19 protein-coding genes (1 of these 19 cut by a window edge) are annotated in these 23,384 nt (G+C 43.2%); 15 read left to right on the forward strand and 4 right to left on the reverse strand.

The genetic code is table 11. The annotated features are described in order from the left end of the window. Nucleotides 1-16 precede the first annotated feature (16 nt). The 6 genes from BSG1_RS07115 (at nucleotide 17) to nikC (ending at nucleotide 7,785) form a co-directional block, all read left to right on the forward strand. Entirely contained in the window at nucleotides 17-1,765 is a 1,749-nt protein-coding gene (locus BSG1_RS07115) for an ABC transporter ATP-binding protein (protein ID WP_044022550.1), read from the forward strand. A gap of 357 nt (nucleotides 1,766-2,122) precedes the next feature. Next, nucleotides 2,123-3,139, forward strand: a complete 1,017-nt coding sequence (locus BSG1_RS07120) for an ABC transporter ATP-binding protein (protein WP_006836297.1) — start codon at nucleotides 2,123-2,125, stop codon at nucleotides 3,137-3,139. Then, nucleotides 3,114-4,091, forward strand: coding sequence for an ABC transporter ATP-binding protein (locus BSG1_RS07125; RefSeq protein ID WP_006836298.1), 978 nt, complete (start codon nucleotides 3,114-3,116; stop codon nucleotides 4,089-4,091). Before BSG1_RS07120 ends, BSG1_RS07125 begins: the two co-directional genes overlap by 26 nt. 37 nt (nucleotides 4,092-4,128) lie before the next feature. Next, complete coding sequence (locus BSG1_RS07130) at nucleotides 4,129-5,721, forward strand: ABC transporter substrate-binding protein (protein WP_232214210.1); 1,593 nt, start codon at nucleotides 4,129-4,131, stop codon at nucleotides 5,719-5,721. Between the two features lie 147 nt (nucleotides 5,722-5,868). Continuing rightward, on the forward strand, nucleotides 5,869-6,873 hold the full coding sequence (locus tag BSG1_RS07135) for an ABC transporter permease (protein ID WP_006836301.1): 1,005 nt from the start codon (nucleotides 5,869-5,871) through the stop codon (nucleotides 6,871-6,873). 15 nt (nucleotides 6,874-6,888) lie between these two features. Beyond that, nucleotides 6,889-7,785, forward strand: a complete 897-nt coding sequence (nikC, locus tag BSG1_RS07140) for a nickel transporter permease (protein ID WP_006836302.1) — start codon at nucleotides 6,889-6,891, stop codon at nucleotides 7,783-7,785. A gap of 360 nt (nucleotides 7,786-8,145) precedes the next feature. Here nikC and BSG1_RS07145 read toward each other — a convergent pair whose 3' ends face one another. The 3 genes from BSG1_RS07145 to BSG1_RS07155 all read right to left on the reverse strand — a co-directional run bounded on the left by BSG1_RS07145 (nucleotide 8,146) and on the right by BSG1_RS07155 (nucleotide 15,642). Continuing rightward, a complete protein-coding gene (locus BSG1_RS07145) occupies nucleotides 8,146-9,231 on the reverse strand; it encodes an aromatic acid exporter family protein (protein ID WP_044022551.1) in 1,086 nt (361 codons plus the stop codon). A 425-nt stretch (nucleotides 9,232-9,656) separates the two neighbouring features. After that, complete coding sequence (locus BSG1_RS07150) at nucleotides 9,657-14,144, reverse strand: glutamate synthase-related protein (protein ID WP_006836304.1); 4,488 nt, start codon at nucleotides 14,142-14,144, stop codon at nucleotides 9,657-9,659. A 202-nt stretch (nucleotides 14,145-14,346) separates the two neighbouring features. Further along, a complete protein-coding gene (locus tag BSG1_RS07155) occupies nucleotides 14,347-15,642 on the reverse strand; it encodes a glutamate-1-semialdehyde 2,1-aminomutase (protein ID WP_006836305.1) in 1,296 nt (431 codons plus the stop codon). A 162-nt stretch (nucleotides 15,643-15,804) separates the two neighbouring features. Here BSG1_RS07155 and BSG1_RS07160 point away from each other — a divergent pair, with 162 nt between their 5' ends. From BSG1_RS07160 to perR, 8 genes are all read left to right on the forward strand, one after another. After that, a complete protein-coding gene (locus BSG1_RS07160) occupies nucleotides 15,805-16,848 on the forward strand; it encodes an ABC transporter ATP-binding protein (protein ID WP_006836306.1) in 1,044 nt (347 codons plus the stop codon). Between the two features lie 12 nt (nucleotides 16,849-16,860). Beyond that, a complete protein-coding gene (locus tag BSG1_RS07165) occupies nucleotides 16,861-17,652 on the forward strand; it encodes an ABC transporter permease (protein ID WP_006836307.1) in 792 nt (263 codons plus the stop codon). A 3-nt stretch (nucleotides 17,653-17,655) separates the two neighbouring features. Further along, nucleotides 17,656-18,441 carry an ABC transporter permease gene (locus BSG1_RS07170; protein WP_006836308.1) on the forward strand — a complete coding sequence of 262 codons (786 nt, stop codon included), beginning with the start codon at nucleotides 17,656-17,658 and terminating at the stop codon, nucleotides 18,439-18,441. Nucleotides 18,442-18,972: 531 nt separating this feature from the next. Continuing rightward, complete coding sequence (locus BSG1_RS07175; protein ID WP_044022553.1) at nucleotides 18,973-19,395, forward strand: ion channel; 423 nt, start codon at nucleotides 18,973-18,975, stop codon at nucleotides 19,393-19,395. Nucleotides 19,396-19,451: 56 nt separating this feature from the next. Next, nucleotides 19,452-19,919: a thioredoxin-dependent thiol peroxidase gene (gene bcp / locus BSG1_RS07180; protein ID WP_044022554.1), complete on the forward strand. Its 468-nt coding sequence runs from the start codon at nucleotides 19,452-19,454 to the stop codon at nucleotides 19,917-19,919. Nucleotides 19,920-20,351: 432 nt separating this feature from the next. After that, nucleotides 20,352-21,302, forward strand: a complete 951-nt coding sequence (locus BSG1_RS07185; RefSeq protein WP_006836311.1) for a D-2-hydroxyacid dehydrogenase — start codon at nucleotides 20,352-20,354, stop codon at nucleotides 21,300-21,302. Between the two features lie 3 nt (nucleotides 21,303-21,305). Continuing rightward, nucleotides 21,306-21,860 (forward strand): cob(I)yrinic acid a,c-diamide adenosyltransferase, encoded by a 555-nt coding sequence (locus BSG1_RS07190; protein ID WP_006836312.1) that lies wholly within the window; start codon nucleotides 21,306-21,308, stop codon nucleotides 21,858-21,860. A 93-nt stretch (nucleotides 21,861-21,953) separates the two neighbouring features. Next, entirely contained in the window at nucleotides 21,954-22,391 is a 438-nt protein-coding gene (gene perR / locus BSG1_RS07195) for a peroxide-responsive transcriptional repressor PerR (protein ID WP_006836313.1), read from the forward strand. Nucleotides 22,392-22,437: 46 nt separating this feature from the next. On the opposite strand, the gene BSG1_RS07200 is transcribed toward perR, so the two are convergent. Then, nucleotides 22,438-22,800 carry a YgzB family protein gene (locus BSG1_RS07200; protein ID WP_006836314.1) on the reverse strand — a complete coding sequence of 121 codons (363 nt, stop codon included), beginning with the start codon at nucleotides 22,798-22,800 and terminating at the stop codon, nucleotides 22,438-22,440. Nucleotides 22,801-22,951: 151 nt separating this feature from the next. Here BSG1_RS07200 and BSG1_RS07205 point away from each other — a divergent pair, with 151 nt between their 5' ends. Further along, nucleotides 22,952-23,384, forward strand: partial view of a nucleotidyltransferase-like protein gene (locus tag BSG1_RS07205; RefSeq protein ID WP_044022556.1) — the 5' portion only. The gene runs 443 nt beyond the window's last position; only the first 433 of its 876 coding nucleotides appear in the window; its start codon is at nucleotides 22,952-22,954; its stop codon lies beyond the right edge, outside the window.

Genomic DNA, 23,384 nt, shown 5'->3' on the forward strand with positions numbered 1-23,384 from the left:
GGAGGAGGATGAATGGATGGATAGCATAAAACGTTTTATGCAGTTTGTAAAACCATACAGGCTGCAGATTATCGGAACGCTTATCATTGGTATCATCAAGTTTGCCATACCGTTGCTGATCCCAATATTAATTCAATATGTTATTGATGATATTGTCGGGAGCGATACCCTATCCAATGGTGAAAAAAAGGATAAGCTTCTGATGATCATGGGGGTCATGATCGTTATCTTTGTCATAGTGCGTCCGCCGGTTGAATATTACAGACAATATTTTGCACAGTGGACAGGAAGTAAAATTCTCTATGATTTAAGAGATAAATTGTTCAGCCATACACAAAAACTGAGCTTTAAATATTATTCCAATACAAGGGCTGGAGAGGTCATTTCAAGATTGATCAATGATGTTGAGCAGACAAAGAACTTTGTCATCACAGGCCTGATGAACTTGTGGCTGGACGTGGCGACAATCATCATTGCCGTTTCAATCATGTTTACATATGATGTTGGTTTGACACTTGTGTCTCTCATCGCCTTTCCGTTCTACGCTATTTCAGTAAAGTATTTTTTCGGCAACCTGAGAAAATTGACAAGGGACAGATCGCAGGCGCTTGCAGAAGTGCAAAGCTATCTTCACGAACGTGTCCAGGGAATGTCAGTTATCAAAAGCTTTGCAGTGGAAGACCATGAACAGAATAACTTCAGAGGACATAACAGTCACTTCCTGGATAAAGCTTTAAAACAGACGAGCTGGAATGCAAAAGCATTTGCGGTCGTTAACACAATTACAGATATAGCTCCCTTGGTTGTTATCGGATACGCAGGGCTGCAGGTTATCAATGGCAGCTTAACAGTCGGGGTTATGGCAGCATTTATTGCCTATATCGACAGGTTGTATAGTCCACTGAGAAGACTTGTGAATTCATCTACTACCCTTACACAGTCCATCGCTTCCATGGACAGAGTCTTTGAGTTCATGGATGAAAAATATGATGTCGATGATGTGCCGGGTGCGGTAGAATGCAGAAATGTCAAAGGGGAAATCATCTTTGATAAAGTGCATTTTCAGTACAATACCGAGGATGCAGAGGTGCTGAGGGACATCAATCTGAAGATTCCTGCAGGAGAAACAGTGGCGCTTGTCGGGATGAGCGGTGGAGGGAAATCTTCACTCGTCAGCCTGATTCCCCGTTTTTATGATGTAACACGCGGGAAGATCACACTCGATGGGAAAAATATTAAAGACTATGAGGTGAGAAGCCTCCGCAATAATATTGGAATGGTGCTTCAAGATAACATCTTGTTCAGTGAATCTGTTAAAGAGAATATTCTGTTTGGAAAGCCTGGTGCTTCCGATGAAGATGTTATCGCTGCGGCAAAAGCGGCAAATGCCCATGAGTTTATCATGAGTCTTCCGGAAGGCTACGATACAAAAGTAGGCGAGCGGGGAGTCAAACTTTCCGGCGGCCAGAAACAGAGGGTTGCGATTGCCAGGGTCTTTCTGAAAAATCCGCCCATTCTTATCCTTGATGAAGCAACTTCTGCTTTGGATTTGGAAAGTGAGCATCTTATTCAGGAGGCAATGGAGAAGCTTGCCAAGGACCGCACCACTTTTATCGTCGCACACAGACTCTCTACCATAACACATGCAGACCGGATCATTCATATTGAATACGGCGAAATTGCCGAGATGGGCACACACTCCGAGCTTATGAAGAAACAAGGTCATTATCATAAACTGTTCCAAGTCCAGCAGCTTGATCAATAGTTCCTTGGGACTGAGCTGAATTATAATTTGAATTTATGGGCGGCTAAGAGCTGAATCAACTTGATTCAGCTCTTTTTTATGGCTTCATTGACGGAGAGCGGTCCTTAAGACGTTTTGAGAGGCTATTTTTGCAATTCATGTCTATGAGAGTTTCCCATAAGCCGCTAGAATTCCCTTTCCTTCTTTTTTCTATAAAATCAGGAGTTTTGTTACAGGATAAATCCCCCGAAAATTGTCACTATTTCGACTAAATGGATATTAGCTATTGATTCTTTTCAGAGGCTATGTATAATAAATTACAAGAGATTTCAGAAAAAACATAAAATTTTTAATAGTTTTATCAAGGGGGTTATAGAGATGACAGCAAATACTCCTATTTTAAAAGTGGAAGAGCTTCAAACCACCTTTTTTACAGATGACGGAGAAGTACCTGCGGTAGACAATGTGAATTTCCATGTAAATGAAGGAGAAATTTTGGGGATTGTTGGCGAATCCGGTTGTGGGAAAAGTGTTACTTCACTATCGATTATGGGATTGGTCCCAAGCCCGCCGGGAAAAGTCACAGGCGGGAAAATCCTTTTTAAAGACGAGGATTTAACAAAAGCTTCTGAAAAAAGAATGAGAGAAATTCGTGGAAATGACATTGCCATGATCTTTCAGGAGCCCATGACTTCATTAAATCCGGTCTTTACGATTGGCAACCAGCTCACAGAAGCAATCCGTATACATAAAAAGAACAGTAAAGCAGAAGCACGAAAGGATGCCGTCAGGATTATGCAGCTTGTCGGTCTGCCACGGGCGGAAGAGTTATTGAATGAATACCCACATCAGCTTTCAGGAGGAATGAGGCAGAGAGTCATGATTGCCATGGCCATGGCATGCGACCCTAAAGTATTGATTGCCGATGAACCGACAACAGCACTGGATGTAACAATCCAGGCACAAATTCTAAAGCTGATGAAGCAATTGAATAAAGAAATGAATACAGCGGTCATCCTCATTACCCACGACCTCGGTGTTGTAGCCGAGACGTGTGAAAGGCTTATCGTTATGTATTCAGGAAAAGTTGTTGAAGAAGGAACTGTTGAGGAAATTTTTAAAAACCCTCAGCACCCGTATACAAAGGGACTTATCCAATCTGTCCCGGATATGCGGTTTAAAAAGCAGAAGCTTTACTCCATTCCGGGAAGTGTTCCCAAACCAGGGTCCATCAAACATGGCTGCCGCTTTGCGGCACGATGTGAATATGCCTTTGACCGCTGTTTAAGCGAAACTCCGGAACTTTATGAGACGGCACCAGGCCATACAAGCCGCTGCTTTTTATATGACAGCAAGGAGGAGAGAGCTCATGACAGAACCGCTGTTAAAGGTTGAGGGACTTAAAAAACATTTTCCCATTACAGGCGGAATCTTGGGACGGCCGGTCAATCATGTTAAAGCTGTTGACGGCGTTTCTTTTCAGGTGAAAAAAGGGGAGACTCTTGGGATTGTAGGAGAAAGCGGCTGCGGAAAGTCGACTACCGGACGGATGTTAATGAGATTGATAGACCCTTCAGAAGGCAAGGTGACTTTTGAAGATAAAGAGCTTACAAGTCTTTCAAAGGCAGAAATGCGAAAGATCCGCAGGGATATTCAAATGGTTTTCCAGGATCCATATGCCTCTTTGAACCCGAGGCATACAGTCGAAAAAATATTGGAAGAACCCCTGATTGTCCATGGTATCGGTTCTGCCAAGGAAAGAAAGAAAAAAGTACATGAGCTGCTTGAAATTGTCGGACTGAGCAGTTATCACGCCAAAAGATACCCCCATCAGTTCAGTGGGGGACAAAGACAGAGAATCGGCATTGCGAGAGCCTTGATGACGCAGCCTAAGCTGATAATCGCCGACGAGCCCGTGTCTGCGCTTGATGTATCCATTCAAGCCCAGGTCCTCAACTTGATGAAGGACCTTCAGGAAGAATTTGATTTGACCTACATATTTATCGCTCATGATTTAGGGGTGGTCAGGCATATAAGTGATAGAGTGGGAGTCATGTATTTAGGAAGAATGGTAGAGCTGAGTGAAAGTGAAAATCTTTATACGAAGCCGCTGCACCCTTATACCCAGGCTCTATTGTCTGCGGTGCCGATTCCAGATCCGGCTTTTGAAAGGGACACAATCCTTTTGCAAGGGGATATTCCGAGCCCCTCAAATCCGCCGGCAGGGTGTGCTTTCCATACAAGATGTCCACATGCAATGGATGTTTGTAAAAGCAAGACACCTGAGTTCAAGGAACATTTACCAGGGCATTATGTTGCTTGTCATCTCTATGAAGATGGCAAGTGATATAAGCATATAAAAAAAATATTTGGAGGGGATTTATTTGAAGAGAAGGAGCTGGGCAGTACTTTTAGTACTTCTAATGGCAGTTTCCACCGCTTTATACGGTTGTGGAGCTGATGGGTCATCCAGTGACTCAGCCTCAAAGACGTTGATTTTTGGACGCGGGGGTGATTCAGTCGGACTGGATCCGATTACGGTAACTGATGGGGAATCATTTAAAGTTACGAAAAACATTTTTGAAACTCTTGTTAAATTTGGAGAGCAGGACACAGAAGTTCAAGCAGGTCTTGCAAAAGAGTGGGATGTATCTGAAGATGGATTGACATACACATTCACACTGCAGGATGGAGTCAAGTTCCAAGATGGAACAGATTTCAATGCCGATGCTGTAGTGTTCAACTTTGAACGCTGGATGAATGGAAGTGCTGATGAATTTCCTTATTACGGTTCAATGTTTGGTGGTTTTAAAGGAGATGAAGGTCACGTAATCCAAGAGGTTAAGGCTGTTGATGAGGGGACAGTTGAATTCACATTGAAACGTCCTCAAGCACCTTTCTTGAAAAACCTGGCGATGAGCATGTTCTCAATCGCAAGCCCGACAGCTGTTGAAGAGCTTGGAGACAAGTTTGCGAAGCAGCCTACAAATGCAGGTACTGGTCCATTCAAATTTGTTGAGTGGAAAGAAAATGACAAAATTGTTCTTGAGAAAAACGAAGACTACTGGCAGGAAGGTTTGCCGAAACTTGATCAAATTATCTTCAAATCCATTCCTGAAAACTCTGCGCGTCTAAATGCTTTGATTTCAGGTGAGATTGACTTGGCAGACGGTATCAACCCTAGTGATGCTGAGAAGATCCAAGAAGACGAAAAACTGCAATTGTTTGAGCGTCCATCCTTAAACGTAGGGTACCTTGGATTGACAAATACAAGAGAGCCATTCAACAATCCGAAAGTTCGTCAGGCACTTAACCATGCCGTGAATAAGCAAGCAATCATTGACGCGTTCTTCGAAGGTAAAGCTGATCCGGCCAAGAACCCAATGCCGCCGGTAATCAACGGATATAACGATGATATCGAGGCTTATGAATTTGATCTTGATAAAGCGAAAGAATTGCTTGCAGAAGCAGGCTATCCTGATGGATTCGAAATGGAACTATGGGCAATGCCTGTTCCTCGTCCATATATGCCGGATGGTCAGAAAGTTGCTGAAGCAATCCAGGCCGATTTTGCAAAGATTGGTGTCAAAGCTGAAATTGTATCATTTGAGTGGGCAACATACCTAGACAAAGCAAGCAAAGGTGAAGCGGACGCATTCCTTCTTGGCTGGACAGGTGATAATGGAGATGCAGATAACTTCCTTTATACTCTTCTTGATAAAGACAATATCGGAAGCAACAACTACGCTTACTACAGCAATGATGAACTTCATGATATATTAATTGAAGCTCAATCAGAAGTAGATGAAGACAAACGCGCTGAGCTTTACAAGCAGGCTCAGGAAATCATTCATGAAGATGCACCATGGATTCCGTTAGCGCACTCCACTCCATTACTTGCTGGAAGCTCGAAAGTCAAAAACTTCAAACCTCATCCAACGGGATCAGACTTGTTGAGTGGTGTAGAACTAGAATAAGGAATAAACAAAAGGGGGGATATCTCAGATTTCTCCCTTTTGTACATATTATATGGGTTGCAGGGCGTGAGCCAAAATCGACCTTCAAGCTTTTTATCAAGTATGGGGCAGCAAGAAAATATGCCTAACTAGAAGAGGTGAACAAAAATGTTTCAATATACGATCCGCAGATTGTTACAGCTCATCCCTGTACTTTTCGGAATGACATTTATCGTTTTCATGATAATCAGGGCAATCCCGGGAGATCCGGCGCAAACCATTCTTGGGCAGCAGGCTACCAAAGAAGCTGTTGCAGCTTTAAGAGCACAGCTGGGATTGGACAACCCTTGGTATATTCAGTACTTTGAGTACTTAGCCGGCCTTTTCCAAGGAAACCTGGGGGAATCCATCAGGACGAAATCTTCCGTTGCCAGCGAGATATGGCCTTACCTTGCAGCTACGTTTGAATTGGCCTTAGTAGCCATGGTTATCGCGGTGGTAATAGGAGTGAATGCGGGTATTATTAGTGCCTGGTTCCAGAATTCTTGGTTTGATTATACAGCAATGATCCTTGCGTTAGTTGGGGTTTCAGTGCCGATCTTCTGGCTCGGATTGATGGGACAATGGGTGTTTGGCATTCAACTTGATCTCCTGCCAACTACAGGCCGTGAGGATATTCGAAATCCGGTCAATGCTATAACGAATCTGTATTTGCTCGATACCCTAATACAAGGGGACTTCCAAAAGTTTGGCGCTGTCATTCGACATTTGATCCTTCCAGGGTTAGCACTTGCGACGATTCCTATGGCAATCATTGCAAGGATGACACGATCCAGCATGCTGGAAGTGATGAAATCGGATTACATCCGGACAGCAAGGGCAAAAGGCTTGAAAATGTTCCTTGTCGTTTATAAACATTCGTTAAAAAATGCAGTCATTCCCGTACTGACGGTCATCGGATTGCAAATGGGGCTTCTGCTCGGCGGAGCCATTTTGACGGAAACCATTTTCGGCTGGCCGGGAATTGGAAGGTACATATTTGATGCTATCAGTTACCGTGATTACCCGGTTATCCAATCAGGAATCCTGGTTGTAGCAGCTATATTTGTAACAATCAACCTTATTGTCGATCTTCTGTATGCAGCAGTCGATCCACGAATCAAATACAATTAAAGAGAGGTGTCTAATATGGCAGAACTGGCACCAAACACAGGTGAAATTAAACAGCAAAAAACAGAAGAGACAATCTCTCCATGGAAGGAAGCTTGGAAAAGTTTTCGTAAAAATAAAACGGCTTTGGTAGGCTCTGGAATTGTCCTATTCTTTATCATCCTTGCTCTTTTTGCTCCTCTTATCGCTCCTCAAGGCATTAATGAGCAGAATTTGGACATCAGGCTTCAAGCACCTTCTGCAGAACATTGGCTTGGCACAGATGACTTTGGCCGTGATATTCTATCCCGCATCATCCACGGTGCAAGGATTTCCCTTACGGTAGGCTTTTTCGCTGTTATCGGTTCAGCGGTAGCAGGAAGTCTATTGGGAATTATTGCCGGATATTATGGCAGATGGGTCGATGTCATTATTTCAAGGTTCTTTGATATCCTGTTGGCCTTCCCGAGTATACTCTTGGCAATCGCAGTAGTGGCTGCATTGGGGCCTTCTTTAAGAAATGCCTTAATCGCTATTGCCATTATCAATATACCGAACTTCGGCCGATTGATAAGATCCAGGGTCCTCAGTGTGAAACAAGAAGAGTATGTAATGGCGGCAAAAGCTATTGGAATGAGTGACAGACGAATTCTATTCAGCCATGTGCTTCCAAACAGTATGGCTCCAATCATCGTTCAGGGAACACTGGCGATTGCAACTGCCATCCTGGAAGCGGCTGCCCTTGGATTCTTGGGACTGGGGGCACAGCCGCCGGATCCTGAATGGGGAAAAATGCTTTCAGACGCACGCAGGTACATGCTGGATGCTCCGTGGACAATGATCTTCCCAGGGCTGGCAATTATGTTGACCGTATTAGGATTCAACCTAATGGGGGACGGATTGAGAGACGCCCTCGATCCAAAAATGAAGAATTAAAAAGGATGCCCACAGGGGCATCCTTTTTAATTTATAATTAGAAGCTTGACCTGCCTTCCTTTTAGAAAGGGCTACTCGTTCCGCCAAACCTTCTTATTGGGCATCATTTTTTTGACAATGAACTCTCAATGACCCAATAATTCTGTTTACGGGCCAAAATCTCAAGGGATATGAAATCTCATGACCCGATACCCTCGTTGAGTAATGTACTTAAAGTGTTTCTCAAAACACTTGCCTACTAAACTTAAGAAGGTTTGATTATATCCAATTTCATTAAGAGAGTTAAAAACCACCATGGCCATTCGCACGATTCGCCACCATGCAAACAAGGATGCCCAGATGAGGCGGCATCCTTGTTGATTATCGATCTTCCGCTTCTCTGACCGTTACTTCGTTCACTTCTTTATGATAGGATTGGAAGCTTGTTATCAACGTGTCAAGGTGTTCCAACTGTTCGTCGTATTCAAAGATTGCGGAGAAGATATGAAGAATATGAAAGGTATGGATGTCTGTTTCATTGTAGGATTTATTGATTTCATCCATAAACAGATTCATCATTTCTTTTCGATTTAAGCAAACTGTGTTGGTGTGGTCGCTTTCTGTGACTGTATGCATCTTTCCTATAAAGCGAAGCAACAGCTGTTCATGATAAGTCAATAGACAGTCCAGTTGTTCAGTTATCGAGCTTCTCAGCTGTTCAGGAAGATGGTTGAGCTCATTCTCATAGCGATTCAGGCGCTTAAGGATCTCGAAGCTTCTCCTTGAAGCTGAAATCATTTGCCTGTAGATTACCAGTTTTCTGCTTTTGGCTACATCACTGGTTTTTAAGTAATTTCGTTCTTCCTTATATAACAGGTACAGTTGTTCACTCTTCGTTAATCTTTCTCTGATTTTCTCGAAATCTTTTTTTAATAGATGAAAATCTGAAGAGTGCCTATTGCTCAGACGAATCCACTTTAAAATCTCTTCTGTAATATCTTCTATCTTATGATAGAGCTTCGTTTCATATTTTGGCGGAATAAAAATTAAGTTGACAACAAAGGAAGCAAACACACCTGTCATGATTGTCGAAAACCTGATCAGTGCAAACTGGATGAAATCATCCTGAGGTGCTTCCATGATGGCAATCAGAGTTACAAGAGCAAGTCCGATCGTGTTTTCAAGTTTGAGTTTTAAGATTATTAGAATCGCAATTATTGCCGCCAATCCAATGACCAATATACTGTGGCCGAATAAGAGCACAAGGAGAACGGCAAGAATGGCGCCAATGAGATTGGCTTGGATTTGTTCGATAATAGTAAGATAAGAGCGGTAAATGGTCGGCTGCACAGCAAAAACAGCAGCAATCCCGGCAAAAACGGGATTCGGGAAGTTAAACATATCAGCTGCCAGCAAAGCAAGTACAATTGCAATCCCGGTTTTAAAAATACGGGCACCTAACTTCATTGTATAGATATCCTTTCCATAGTACATATTTGTCTGAATTGAAGAAATGACTCAAATGATGAGCTGTCCTCAGAAGAACCGGACTATTTCTTAAGGAAATGAACCAAATTAACAAGGGTCCTAACAAAAAACGGACAATTCCTCGAAGAAACGGTCCAAATAATGAGCTGTCATAAGAATAGATAGCCTATTTCTTTAGACGATGAACCGGTTTACCATGCAATCCTCAAATACATTCCTGTTATCCGTAAAATAAAATCCCTTATTGTAGATTTAACACAAAGGGGGAATACTAAACAATTTTTCCTTTGGCATAGACCTTATTTTACTTATAAGGCCGGGAAAAGGGAATAGGAAATTTCACCGGTTGTCAATATAAAAAAAGCTGAGCTGGATGTTACAATCCAGCATCAGCCTTTTTTTGATTATTCCGTTGATACAGATGGATCTGCTTGTTCTTTTGAAGGGATGACTTGCAGAAAATGATCCCCAGGTGATGCTAAAAGCTTTCTTAAGCTTTCCGCTTCTTCAGGCTGTTCGTTCTCCAGCACGTTAATGTAGTTGGTAAGGAGTTCAGTTACATCTTCCAATCCCTGATCATTTAATGGCTGAAGTTGAACTTTCGCGCCTTTGGCAATCCTTCGGTTCAATGCTTCCTGAGTAAGCCCCATTTCAGGCTGGTGGCGCAGGTAGACGACTCCGCCCGTCATTCCGGCACAAATCCATGGCCCTGGATCTCCAAGAACAAGACCCCGGCCGTTTGTCATATATTCAAAGGCAAAACCTTTGATATTGGCATTGGCCCCGATGTTACCATATTCCTTAGCTGGTATTGGTTTTGTTATAAGACCGCCGATGACCATGTCAGCCCCTGACAGTCGAATTCCCGCACGTGCATCTGCGTTGCCCTGGACCATCAGCAGGCCTTGCTGTGCTCCATAACCGAAGCCCTTTCCGGCTGACCCGTTGAAGAAGTGGTTGTTCTTTGTTCTTCCTTTGGTGACAGTGATGGTTCCGCCATAGCTTGACTTGCCTAGACCATCCTGGGCGCCGCCGCTGACGGTGATATTAATTCCATCAACGTTATAAGCCCCGAGTCCATTGCCTGGGATGGAACAGTCTTTGTAAGAGAGCTGGACCGGCTGCAATTCAGAGCTTAGATTCTGAAGTTTGGAACGGACCCGGTGTCCTGATGCTCTGCTTCCCAGGACACGCTGATTTGAGATGACTCCTGAGAATTCCCTTGATAAGTGTAATTCATCCACACTGCTGTCAAGATATTCGCCAGCCACTGCCTGCAGCATGTTCGGCTGTTCAAGAGAAGCGGCTGCTTCTTTGTGGAACTGGCCGATTTCCAATGGCTGCAAGAGGGTGGATAAGTTCATGGAGTCTTTGCCGCTTACCTGCTCTAAAAGGTCTGAACGACCGACTGCATCTTGAAGGCGCTGGACGCCAATAGATGCTGCCAGGGCCTTTAATTCTTCTCCAAAAGCGGTAAAGAGGTTCGTCAGGCCAGATACAGCAAGGTCGAGTTGTCTAGGTACGAAACGGCGAAGACCATGATCTTTAGCCTGTGCTTCTGATTCAATTTGAGTTGCAATTCCGACATGGCAGGTATCGAGGTGACAGCCGCGGCATGTCGTACATCCAATCGCGATCATGGAAAGGGTACCGAATCCGATTCTGTTGGCACCAAGAAGCATGACCTTCATAACATCCTGCATGCTCTTGATTCCGCCATCTGCCCAAATTTCGACTGTATCTCTCAATCCGGCTTCAAGCAACGCGTTATGTGCTGCTTTGACCCCAATCTCTACAGGGAGGCCGACATGCTGGAGAGCGTGGATCCTGGCCGCACCGGTTCCTCCGTCAAATCCGCTTAGTGTAACGATGTCTGCCCCTGCTTTGGCAATTCCGACTGCAATCGTACCGATATTTGGTACAACCGGTACTTTTACAGCGACTTTCGCTTGATCATTAGCCGTCTTCAATTCATGAATCATTTGAGCCAAGTCTTCGATCGAATAGATATCATGGTTATTCGATGGTGAAATTAAATCAGAACCGATGGTCGCGTTACGTGCCTGAGCTATTTTTGCCGTAACCTTTGAACCTGGAAGGTGTCCGCCTTCTCCCGGCTTAGCTCCTTGGCCGATTTTGATTTCCAGCAGGTTAGAAGAGTTTAGGAGTTCAGCGTTTACCCCGAAACGTCCTGATGCGACTTGCTGGCCGCGTGTTTTTGGATATTTGCCAATCATGTCTTTGATCTCGCCGCCTTCACCATTCAAGCTGACCATGTTGAGGCGGTCTGCCGCTTCAGCATAAGCCCTGAAGGCAATTTCGTTCTGTGATCCAAAGGACATTGAGGCGATGGCGAATGGAAGACTGTGTTCCCCTACACTTATATCTACTTTGGATGGATCAATAGTTTTTTCCGATTTTTTAAGAGATGTTAAATGCCTGATGGTAACAGGCTTTGTTTCTTCCTGCTCAGTAATTTTTTCTCTATATCCGGAATAATCCCCTGTTCTGGCAACATCCCCGATTGCTTTCCAAATCCTCGGAAACAGATGGAAGCTCTTGGCGATTCTTTGTTTTTCGTCAAAGTAATCCGCCGCTCTTTGAATTGCATCTTTTTTCATCTCTTCATAATTGAATGCAAGACTTGCAGAACCGAAGAAGTTTACAATATTCAATGTTTCTGCAACTTCATCGCTTAAGCCGATGGCAGAAAAGAGTCTACCGTATCCTCTGAGTTCATGAATTCCAATCGTGGAAATGACTTTTTCCAATCCTTTTTGGAGAGAAGTGTATAGGTTTAGGACCGGTTCATTGGACTCTTCTTCCAGGACTGTTAAGAACATATAGTAAGGGCTGATTACGTCCGCACCAAAGCCGTATGCCACAATGACGTCATGAAGGGAGCGGATGGCTGCTGAACGAATAAGCAGTGAGCAATCTCTTCTTAAAGAAACATCGGTAAGCCTCTGGTCAATCGCGGCGAGGACAAGATGGGGATCAAGCCAAAGGTTCCCATCGTGATGAGAGTTGCCGTCATCCAAGACAAGCAGGCTTTTGCCTGAAGAAACGGCTTCTTGAGCTTCGTCTGCTAATCTAGTTAAGGCTTCCTGAATAGTTTCACTTTCAGTAAAAGTGGTAGATATGAAGTGACATAGATTCTCTTGTTGGAAGAGATGCACAAGTCCATCATAGCTTGGCTGCTGCAGTGTTTCAGATGCCATCCAGCCGGCTTTGCCCTCAATTACAAGAGGAGTCAGCAATTCTACGGCAAGGTGCTTTTCGGTTTTGCTGTTATGATGTGGTCTCTTCCCGATGATCGTTCTGGTAGAGAAGTGCTCTGTTTCACGGTCTCTGTCGATTGCCGGGTTCGTAACGACTGCCACACTTTCCTTAATGAAGTCTGTTACGTTTTTACGGTTAGGATTGATGGCTGCAAGAGGTGCATCATGTCCAAGTGAACGGATTGGTTCAGCACCTTTTTCTGCCATCTGTTCTACCAGTTGGACTTGTTCCCTTTCCCAGCCGAATGCATTGTATTGTCCATTTTCTATGCTGGTTGGGTAACTCATCATGATGTGTTTTGGCAGATTCAACGTTTCCAGTCTGGATTTGTAGCCTTTAAAATCAATTCTACTTTCAAAACGGCTGTATATTTCACTTTGGAATTCTTTGTATTCGTATTTTGTGATTCTATCATTCTCCCAAGCAAAGCCAACTTTTTCCCCAGGGGAGAGGGGCTTTGGATCTCCAGTGAATTCAGAAGATTTGATGACACCTGGCTCAGAAGCAAATACATAGGCACTTTCGATTTCCATCAACCAAAGCGGACGCAGGCCTAAGGAATCCACACTGAAGACAGCTTCTTCACCGAATCGGGAAATGATGCCTGCAGGGCCTTGTGCAAAATGTCCCCATGTTTCCCTTAAATAGGTATACAGGTCCTGAAGGTGGCCAGGGTACTGCTTGATTTCATTAATAATTGGAGGAAACACTAACTCCATTGCTTCAAATAGGGAGTAGCCGTCTCTTCCAATCAGGGTTTCAATTGTTCTGTTAAGGTCTTGTGAATCACTTCCATTTTCAACAAGGGGTACATCAATTTTCTTAGCTTCTGCCCTAAGCTTGCTGATGGTATTGATTTCACCATTATGGCCGATCACACTGAAAGGCTGCACTCTGAAAAAGTTAGATAAGGTATTGGTTGAATAGCGGTTATGACCCAATGTCATAGTGGACGCGACTTTTGGATTTGTCAGGTCTTTGTAGTATTTCGGAAGTGAAGCTCCTGCTCCCATCACTTTGTATACTGCGTGGTCCGGGCTCAGGGATGCTACATGGATGGCGCTGTTTTCTTCAATCGATGCAAGGAGCTCAAATAACTGTTTGTATGTCTTTGTTTTCTCCTGGTTTTCAGGTGCAAGCAATGCCGCCTGTAAAAAGTGAGGGTTCTCTTGAGCGGCTATTGGTCCCAAGGTGTCGGGTCTTGTTGAATCAAGATCGGTCAGCAATACTTGAAAGCCTTGCTTTTCAAGCTTGTCGACAATTTCTTGTGTCCCTTGGTTTACTGGAATACCTTTAATGAAAAAGTGGCCGATCGTAAATCGGGGTGATAGAGCTAAAGAGGAATCGATAGAAGCGGCTTCAAGCTTTTCGGACCAGACGGCTCTGGGAATGTCGATATGTATTCCAGCTCCATCTCCTTCGCCGTTAATAAATCCAGCCCTATGATCCATCGTTATCAATGCCTCGATGCAGCGGTCAATATTTTCTCTTGCCGGAATTTTATTTTTTTCAATTGATGCAACAATTCCACAGGCATCATGCGCGCCATTATGGAAATCTTTAAAGAGTTCAGGACTCCATTGAGTTCGTTGTTCTTTCAATAAAAACACCTCCGTAATAAATGCAGAATATAAAACGAAATATTCTGAACAGTAATTTTATAATATCATAAGAATTTTCAGAATTCAATTTTTTATTCAAAATCATGGATGGTTATAGGAGGGGGGAGAGAGTATTTCAATGCTGTAAACGCTTTCATGTAAGGTTGAAATAAAAACAAGGAGGAGATCCTCCTTGCATATCATTGAATGTTTATGCGTTTTGAAGTTGTTCGAATGCATAATTGACTGCTTCGATGGTCTCCTTGATATCTTCCTCAGTATGCGCTGTGGTTATGAACCAGGCCTCATACTTGGAAGGAGCAAGATTGATTCCCTGGCGCAGCATGAGATTGAAGAACTTTGCGAACATTTCTCCGTCGGTTGCTTCAGCCTGTTCGTAATTCTCAACAGTTACAGTGGTGAAATACAGTGTAAGTGCACCTTTTAATCGATTGATGGTGATTGGTGTATTATACTTTTCGGCCGCTTTAAGAATTCCTTCATGGAGCATGGCGCCTAACTGATCCAGCCGGTCGTATACGCCTTCCTCTTTCAGAACTTCAAGACAGGCGATTCCCGACAGGATGGAAGCTGGGTTTCCAGCCATTGTACCAGCCTGGTATGCAGGTCCAAGAGGGGCGACTTTTTCCATGATTTCCGCTTTTCCTCCGTAGGCACCGATTGGAAGTCCTCCACCGATGATTTTCCCCATTGCCGTCAAATCAGGTTTAATCCCGAGCATATCCTGCGCTCCACCGTACATAAAACGGAAAGCAGTGATGACTTCATCATAAATGACAAGGGCTCCTGCTTCGTGGGTTATATCATTTACCTGCTGAAGGAACCCTTCCTTCGGCTCGACGATCCCAAAGTTTCCGACGATAGGTTCTACCAGTACACCGGCAATTTGATCTCCCCACTTTTCCATTGCTTCTCTGAAAGGTTCTATATCATTAAATGGAACGGTGATAACTTCATTGGCGATGCTTTTCGGCACCCCTGCAGAGTCCGGTGTCCCCAAGGTGGCCGGGCCGGAACCTGCTGCTACAAGCACAAGGTCTGAATGTCCGTGATAACACCCGGCAAACTTGATGATTTTATCACGTCCTGTATAAGCACGGGCTACTCTGATGGTCGTCATGACTGCTTCTGTTCCGGAGTTGACGAAACGGACTTTATCCAGGTTTGGCATGGCCTCCTGCAGCATTTCTGCATACTTCACTTCAAAAGGAGTGGGTGTTCCGTATAGTACTCCGTTTTCTGCTGCCTTTGTAATCGCTTCTGTAATATGCGGATGAGCATGTCCTGTGATGATCGGTCCATATGCGGCAAGGTAATCGATGTACTTATTGCCGTCTACATCCCAGAAATAGGCTCCTTTGGCACGCTCCATGGCAACAGGAGATCCTCCTCCTACCGCCTTATAAGAACGGGATGGGCTGTTGACTCCTCCGACAATTCTTTCCAATGCTTTTTTATGTAAACGTTCAGAGTTGGTGAAATTCATAAACAATATTTCCTCCTTCATTTTCGCAATCTCTCACTCATTTTAGTATGTTGTCGTATATAGCGCAAATTAAGGGAGGACTAAAGGATAAGCATCTCCCGCTCTCCTTTCCAAGCAGCTGTGTTACACTATTCCATGGTTTAGATTGAAGGAGGAGTATGAATGAACAATGCTATTGAAGTTCACAATTTGCGAAAAGATTTTAAAGCCTACTCCAGCCGCTCTGGATTAAAAGGTGCTTTTCGTGATTTGTTCACACGTAATTATAAAGTTGTTTCAGCTGTAAATGATATCAGTTTTACAGTTAAGCAAGGAGAAATGGTCGGATATATTGGGGAAAACGGTGCAGGCAAGTCGACCAGCATCAAAATGCTGACAGGAATCCTCACCCCGACTTCAGGTGAAGTGACGGTCAATGGAATGAATCCTCATAAAGAAAGAGAAAAATTCGTTAAAAGCATTGGAGTTGTGTTCGGCCAGCGCTCCCAGCTTTGGTGGGATATCGCGGTTCAGGAATCTTTTCAACTTTTAAAAAAGGTCTACAAGGTTCCGGATGAACAATACAAAGAACATATGGATCATGTGATTGAGACTCTTGACATACAGCCTCTTCTGGACAAGCCTGTCAGGAAGCTTTCCCTGGGCCAGAGGATGAGGTGCGAGTTAGCGGCAGCACTTGTTCACAATCCGCCGTTGTTGTTTTTAGACGAGCCAACCATTGGACTGGATGTCCTGGTAAAGTTAAAAATCAGGCAGTTTTTGAAGGAGATTAATGAAAAATACAATACAACCATTCTGCTCACAACCCACGACCTTACGGATATAGAGGCACTTTGTGAACGGGTGGTCATGCTTGATGAAGGAAAGATTATCTATGACGGGGCACTGCAAAATCTGAAAACGGAATGGGGAGAGCAAAAGGAAATCCAGTTCCAATTCATTGATCAACCTTCTGTACAGGAATTGAACGCCCTGACTTCCAATCTTGGAGCAGAGTGGCAGCTCGATGAAAAAGAAATGCGGTTCTCCGCTATGATTGAAGCAGACGATAATAAGATCTCCGATTTAATCGGTCTGGTAGTGTCTTCTTATAAAGTAAGGGATATGAAAATCAAGGAAACTACGACAGAAGAGATTATCCGCAATATTTATGAACAGGGTATCGTCGATATCAGGCCGGCCCAAAGAGAAACCGTGAAGGTATAAGGGGGATCGATGATGTCAAAATATATTGAGATGATTCGGATCCGCTTTTTGATGATGCTTGCGTACAGAACGAATTATTACAGCGGAATCCTGATCTACAGCATCAACATCGGCGCTTACTATTTCCTATGGCAGGCAATTTATGGAGGAAAAGAAGATATCGAAGGCTTGTCTGTTATTCAGATGACTACCTATATAGCAGTAGCATGGATGGCGCGAGCGTTTTATTTTAATAACATAGACAGGGAGATAGCGGCCGAAATCAAAGAAGGAAAAGTAGCGGTCGAATTGATCAGGCCATACAGTTACCTCGGCATGAAAACCATGCAGGGCCTGGGGGAAGGGATTTTCAGACTTCTGTTTTTCTCCGTGCCGGGGATGTTCATCGTTGCTCTTGTTTTTCCTATCGAGGTTTCCGCCAACGCATCCACGTGGCTGTTCTTCGGACTGTCTATCATATTCAGCTTTATGATCAATACACAGATCAACTTGCTGACAGGGATTACGACTTTTTTCTTATTTAATAACGATGGATTGATTCGGGCAAAAAGGGTTGTGATTGATCTGTTCTCAGGTCTGCTATTGCCTATAAGCTTCTTTCCAGTCTGGGCGCAGGCGACCATGAAGTTCCTGCCTTTCCAAAGCATCAGTTATGTCCCCAGCATGATTTTCACAGAAGGATATACAGGCTTCCAAGTGTATGAAGCTCTCGGCTTGCAAATAGTCTGGGTTCTCGTATTGCTGGTTCCAATAGGTGCGCTGTGGCAGATAGCAAAAAAACAATTGATTATACAAGGAGGGTAAGAAGTGTTTTATCTATCAATGTTCTTCCGGTATGTTTCCCAATATATGAAAACAAGACTGCAATACCGAACAGACCTTGTGGTTGAAATACTTTCTGACCTGTTATTCCAAGGCGTCAATCTTGTCTTTATATTGGTTGTCTTCGGACATACACAGTTTTTAAGTGGATGGAACCGCGATGAAATCATCTTCATCTATGGTTTTTTCCTTGTGCCATTTGCCTTGTTTTCGACCTTTTTCAATATTTGGGATTTCAACGAAAGGTATATCGTAAAAGGGGAGATGGACCGGATCTTAACCCGTCCAATCCACAGCCTTTTCCAGGTCATCCTCGAGAGGATGGAACTGGAATCTTTATTTGGCGTGTTTACAGGTTTGTTCATTATGTTTTATGCAGGTAATAATTTGGGCTTATCGATTGAGTGGATGGACCCTATCCTGTTTGTATTGTTTGTCATCGGCGGGGCTCTTGTTTATGCAGGGATCTTTATCTCGCTTGCAAGCATCGGTTTCTGGTCTGATGCAAAAACGTCCATTATGCCGATGATGTACAACATCGGGAATTACGGCAGATATCCGGTTGATATTTATAACAACGCCATCCGGTTTGTTCTAACGTGGATCCTGCCGTTTGCTTTCGTCGGGGTGTATCCGGCTGCCTATTTTCTTGGCAAAGAAGAATGGTATGGCTTTTCTTACTTAACTCCCCTGATTGGTACCGCGTTCTTCGGACTTTCCATTTATCTTTGGAACGAGGGTGTGAAGAGGTACCGGGGAGCGGGGAACTAAACTATTAGGTTTCTTGCGTCGGTTTTGATGGGCGTCTGTCCGAGGGGATAATGTCCAAAAGGATCGTTTTGAAAGATATGATCCCGGCGGCACCGTGAAAAAAGTATCTTGAGAGGAAGTCTCAAGGACATCAAAGCGATGATATCAATCGCAAAGTGTCTTGAGAGGGAGTTTTAAGTACATCAAAGTGATGATATTGGCCGAAAAGTGTCTTGAGAGAGAGTCTCAAGTACATCAAAGTATTGATATCGATCGCAAAGTGTCTTGAGAGAAAGGTCTAAAGGACATCGCCTCGGTGATATCGACTGAAAAGCGTCTTTAGCAACGATATAAATAATTTCAAAGCGAAATTGATTTGAGATTCTGGATTTCAAAAAGATCTTAATCTTTAGATCTGCAATTTTCCTTATCAATATTAGTAAATTAAAGCATCCTCTTTTTAATGAGAGGGTGTTTTTTATATGGGGCAACATTTTTTGGTTCTTTCACGCGTAAGATGAAGAGACAAGGTCTCCTAATAAGGAATGATGAATGATGGTATATATTCTGATAGCTGCCATAGCCCTTTGTATGACCCTTAGTTTAAGAACGCTTTTCTTTCCGTCTAAATGGAGGGAAAAGCATCTTTCGATTAGGAATTTTCTATTATTAGGCATGTCTTATCTCGTGCTGATGCTTGGATTCGGCTTGGTCTATGTCCTTTTGGAAGTCGAAGGAATCGATTTATTGGTAGAGGGCGGAGATGTAATACAGGGAGATTTCCTCGATCATTTATTTACATGTCTATATTTCAGCGGTGTCACCCTTTTCTCTGTTGGTTACGGAGATGTGACTCCTATCGGGATTGGCCGGGGGATTGCACTTTTCGAATCATGGCTTGGATATACGATTCCCGCAGCATTTGTGATCAAGTCATTTTTTATAGAAGGACAATCAAAAGAGACGAATGGTTGAGCCCTCCTGTCATTTTGGGTAAGCTAATAGTAATCAAGGTTACAGGAGGAGATTACATGGTCGAAACAGGAAAACAAGCCCCCCCTTTTGAATTGGAAGCCAGTAACGGAGAAACCATAAAGCTTTCGGATTACAAAGGAAAGAATGTAGTTCTATATTTTTATCCTAAGGATATGACGCCAGGCTGCACAACAGAAGCTTGCGACTTTAGGGATCAACACGAGCAATTTGAAGAGCTTGACGCGGTGATACTGGGAGTCAGCCCTGATCCTAAGGGTAAACATGAAAAGTTTGTAGAAAAGCATGGACTTCCCTTCCTTCTGCTCGTGGATGAAGATCATAAGGTAGCGGAAGAGTATGGAGTGTGGAAGCTGAAGAAGAATTTCGGCAAAGAATATATGGGTATCGAACGATCCACATTCATCATTGATAAAGACGGGAATATCGCGAAAGAGTGGCGGAAAGTAAGGGTGAAAGGCCACGTGGAAGAAGCCCTGAACTATATAAAAGAAAATCTGAGTTAAAGCCTATTTTTACTAAGAGAAGGCTTTTGTCCATTCACTTTTCTTTCAAATACATAGATTATAGTAGGGCATACCTCCTCAAATAAGTCTCGGAACCTTTTTAAACGGCTGCAGCGTGCGGCCGTTCTTTTTTTTGGCTCTTTTCTTAAACTTGCTATTTAATATAAATTTCCTGAGATATGCCTTGATTCACAGTAAATATACTGGTAAAGAAGCAAGGAAAGAGCTAATTCACATTGTTCAGAGAAAAAAGCCCATGTCTATAAGGGAAAAATCCGGCTCCTTGGATTTTTCCGAGAGCAACAATATATGCGAAAACAGCGTTTTTAATTCAATCGAAACCTGCAACCTAATCCGTTAACTTGAGTGTGATTTTATAAAAGTGATAAAATATTCATACAATAATGTGGGATCAAAGATTGAGGTGGATATATGAAGATATTGTTTACGTTTGACCCGCCAAAGGAATTAGCGGAAGAATTACTGGTTGGTTGGGAAGAGTGCCAGTTTGAATTTTTTAAAGATATCCAGTCCGCTTTCGGCTCAATATCCGAAGCGGAAGTGATTGTAACCTTCGGGGAAGATATGACAGCAGAGCATATCAATCAGGCGAAACGGCTGCGCTGGATTATGGTCATGTCAGCCGGATTGGAATTAATGCCACTCGAACTCATAAAGGAAAAAGGAATATTGGTCACGAATGTGAAGGGGATTCATGCCATACCGATGGCAGAGTTTGCCTTTGGTCTTATGCTTCAGCATGCGAAACAGTTCCCGGCAATAAGAGAGGAAATCCAACGGGGATTATGGCAGAGAGAGGTGCCGGGAACAGAGCTGTCCGGTCAAAATCTGTTTATAATGGGCGCGGGGGCCATTGGCAGAGAGATAGCCAGGCTCGGTAAAGCCTTCAGAATGAATGTTTCGGGAATTAATACGAGTGGTAAAATAACGGAAAACTTTGATGAAATGTATACGATGGACCAGCTCGAAAGGGTTATAGGCAAAGCCGACTTTGTCCTTTCCATCCTCCCCAGTACGGAAGCAACAAGGTACATACTTAAGAAAGAACATTTTCAATGTATGAAAGCGTCCGCTGTTTTCATAAATATAGGGAGAGGGGACTTGTTCAAAAGCTCAGAACTTGTGGAAGCTTTAGAGGGAAATGAAATTGCCCATGCCTATCTTGATGTTTTTGAAACTGAACCTCTTCCAGAAGGTCATCCTTTCTGGAATATGGATAAAGTAACAATCACTCCTCATCTATCGAGCAGAACCAAGCAATATCTGCCCCGTTCTTTTGCCATATTTAAAAAGAACCTGACAACATATATTAAGAACGGAACAGATTATATCAATGAAATTGAAGTGGAAAGAGGGTACTGATTAATGAAAATTTATACAAAATCAGGAGATAAGGGTACAACCTCATTAGTATATGGACAGCGTGTTTCGAAAGCGGACCGGAGAGTAGAGGCTTATGGCACGTGTGATGAAGCGAATTCTTTAATTGGTCTTGGGTTAAGCTATATTAAGAATGAGTATTTCGAAGAACGGGATGAATTCAATTCTGTCTTCCATAAAATTCAGACAACATTGTTCCATGTAGGGGCTGAACTGGCGACCCCTTCAGGAAAAGAAGTAAAGTGGAAGGTAACCAAAGAAGATGTTGAAGAGCTGGAGGCCACCATCGATAAATGGGATTCAGCTCTGACGCCTTTATCCAATTTCATCCTGCCGGGCGGGCATCCAGCGGGAGCTGCCCTGCATTCCGCAAGAACGGTGGTCCGCCGTGCAGAGAGGGAAGCCGTCAGCATTGAGGAAGGGGTTAATCCGTTAGTCTTGTCCTATTTGAACAGGCTGTCTGATTTTCTCTTTGTAGCAGCACGCTACATCAATAATCAGCTCGGGGAGAAAGAGCAAAATCTTCATCAACCGAAATAATGAGGAGATTCATTGACAAAACAGGGCATTCGTTAGTACACTAATTATAAACATTATAAAGTAAGAATCTTTATGAAATAGAGGTGCATGACGATGTCAGATGTCCAATTGAAGGAAGCGATCGACACGCTGAAAGAAACTGGAGTCCGTATTACTCCCCAACGTCATGCGATTTTGGAATACTTGATACATTCTATGGCGCACCCAACTGCTGATGATATTTATAAAGCATTAGAAGGTAAGTTCCCGAACATGAGTGTAGCGACAGTCTATAATAACCTGAGGGTTTTCAGGGAAGTGGGCCTTGTGAAAGAGCTGACCTATGGAGACGCATCAAGCCGTTTTGATTATGTGACATCCGATCACTATCACGTAATCTGCGATGAATGCGGGAAAATAGTTGATTTTCACTACCCGGGACTGGACGAAGTCGAACAGCTGGCTTCACACGTCACTGGTTTCAAAGTTCGCAATCACAGGATGGAGATATACGGAACCTGCGAAAGCTGCAGTACGAATAAAGAACATTAAAAAAAGGAATTGCCGGTGTTTCGGCAATTCCTTTTTTTCTTTGCACTTATTTAGAACGGGTCTCGCCCTTTTTATTGTAATCTTCATTGAATTCTTTTCCTTCGAGGTTCCTGTCGAGTGTCAGCGGTTCATTGCAATACATACACATATCGACACGTCCAAGTACCTTTGTCGGTTTTCCGCAATTAGGGCAGACAACCTGTACTGCTTTCGTGGACAGCATACCAATCCAGAAGTAAACGACAGTACTGCCTATTATAGCGAGTAATCCGAAGAGCATGAAGATCGTCATAACGATAGGGTGTTCTCTGAAGAATATTCCGCCATACATAATGATGAATCCGATGAAGACCAGGCTCAATGCAAAAGTGCGGATTTTATTAATTTTACTGGAATATTTTTTGGCCATTATTGTCCCTCCTAAAAAAATACTATACCATATTTACTTGGGTATTAGTGCTCTTGATGCGAGTTTGTCGAAATTTGACTACAATAGAGGAAGGATATTTATTATTGCCGTCGAAATAGTAACCCAATGAATGTAAGTGGAGGAATATAAGATGGAGGATATTTTACGACCCATATACCAGGAAAGAGCAAGCCACCCGAATACTCTGGGTGTATTGATGATTGATCAGCGTCAAAAAGCAAGTCCGTTGACAGATACTTTTGATATTGTTTTATTGATCATAGTGAAAGAATCAGAATCGCCTGTCTTCATCAAGCATTACTCTTACGAGAATCAAAAAGCCGCCCTGCATATTGTCAATGAGGAAAAGTTAAAAGAGTGGATGCTGCTTGGTACGAACAGAAAGATCGTTGAATGGCTGTTTAACGGAAAGATCATTTTTGACAGGAATGAATATATCAGTAATTTGAAGATGGAATTAAGGGACTTTCCGTTCTATGGAAGAAAAATAAAAATAGGGCTGGAGTTTTCAAAACTAATAAGAAGGTACTTGGACGGTAAGGCGTTTTTTGAAAACAAACATT

This window comes from Bacillus sp. SG-1 (genome assembly GCF_000181495.1).
GTDB lineage: Bacteria > Bacillota > Bacilli > Bacillales > Bacillaceae_B > Rossellomorea.

What these genes read in the sequence shown, in the direction of transcription:
- BSG1_RS07115 (WP_044022550.1), top strand. Translation starts at nt 17, where the DNA reads ATGGATAGCATAAAACGTTTTATGCAGTTTGTAAAACCATACAGGCTG.
- BSG1_RS07120 (WP_006836297.1), top strand. Translation starts at nt 2,123, where the DNA reads ATGACAGCAAATACTCCTATTTTAAAAGTGGAAGAGCTTCAAACCACC.
- BSG1_RS07125 (WP_006836298.1), top strand. Translation starts at nt 3,114, where the DNA reads ATGACAGAACCGCTGTTAAAGGTTGAGGGACTTAAAAAACATTTTCCC.
- BSG1_RS07135 (WP_006836301.1), top strand. Translation starts at nt 5,869, where the DNA reads ATGTTTCAATATACGATCCGCAGATTGTTACAGCTCATCCCTGTACTT.
- nikC (WP_006836302.1), top strand. Translation starts at nt 6,889, where the DNA reads ATGGCAGAACTGGCACCAAACACAGGTGAAATTAAACAGCAAAAAACA.
- BSG1_RS07145 (WP_044022551.1), bottom strand. Translation starts at nt 9,231, where the DNA reads ATGAAGTTAGGTGCCCGTATTTTTAAAACCGGGATTGCAATTGTACTT.
- BSG1_RS07155 (WP_006836305.1), bottom strand. Translation starts at nt 15,642, where the DNA reads ATGAATTTCACCAACTCTGAACGTTTACATAAAAAAGCATTGGAAAGA.
- BSG1_RS07160 (WP_006836306.1), top strand. Translation starts at nt 15,805, where the DNA reads ATGAACAATGCTATTGAAGTTCACAATTTGCGAAAAGATTTTAAAGCC.
- BSG1_RS07165 (WP_006836307.1), top strand. Translation starts at nt 16,861, where the DNA reads ATGTCAAAATATATTGAGATGATTCGGATCCGCTTTTTGATGATGCTT.
- BSG1_RS07175 (WP_044022553.1), top strand. Translation starts at nt 18,973, where the DNA reads ATGATGGTATATATTCTGATAGCTGCCATAGCCCTTTGTATGACCCTT.
- bcp (WP_044022554.1), top strand. Translation starts at nt 19,452, where the DNA reads ATGGTCGAAACAGGAAAACAAGCCCCCCCTTTTGAATTGGAAGCCAGT.
- BSG1_RS07185 (WP_006836311.1), top strand. Translation starts at nt 20,352, where the DNA reads ATGAAGATATTGTTTACGTTTGACCCGCCAAAGGAATTAGCGGAAGAA.
- BSG1_RS07190 (WP_006836312.1), top strand. Translation starts at nt 21,306, where the DNA reads ATGAAAATTTATACAAAATCAGGAGATAAGGGTACAACCTCATTAGTA.
- perR (WP_006836313.1), top strand. Translation starts at nt 21,954, where the DNA reads ATGTCAGATGTCCAATTGAAGGAAGCGATCGACACGCTGAAAGAAACT.
- BSG1_RS07200 (WP_006836314.1), bottom strand. Translation starts at nt 22,800, where the DNA reads ATGGCCAAAAAATATTCCAGTAAAATTAATAAAATCCGCACTTTTGCA.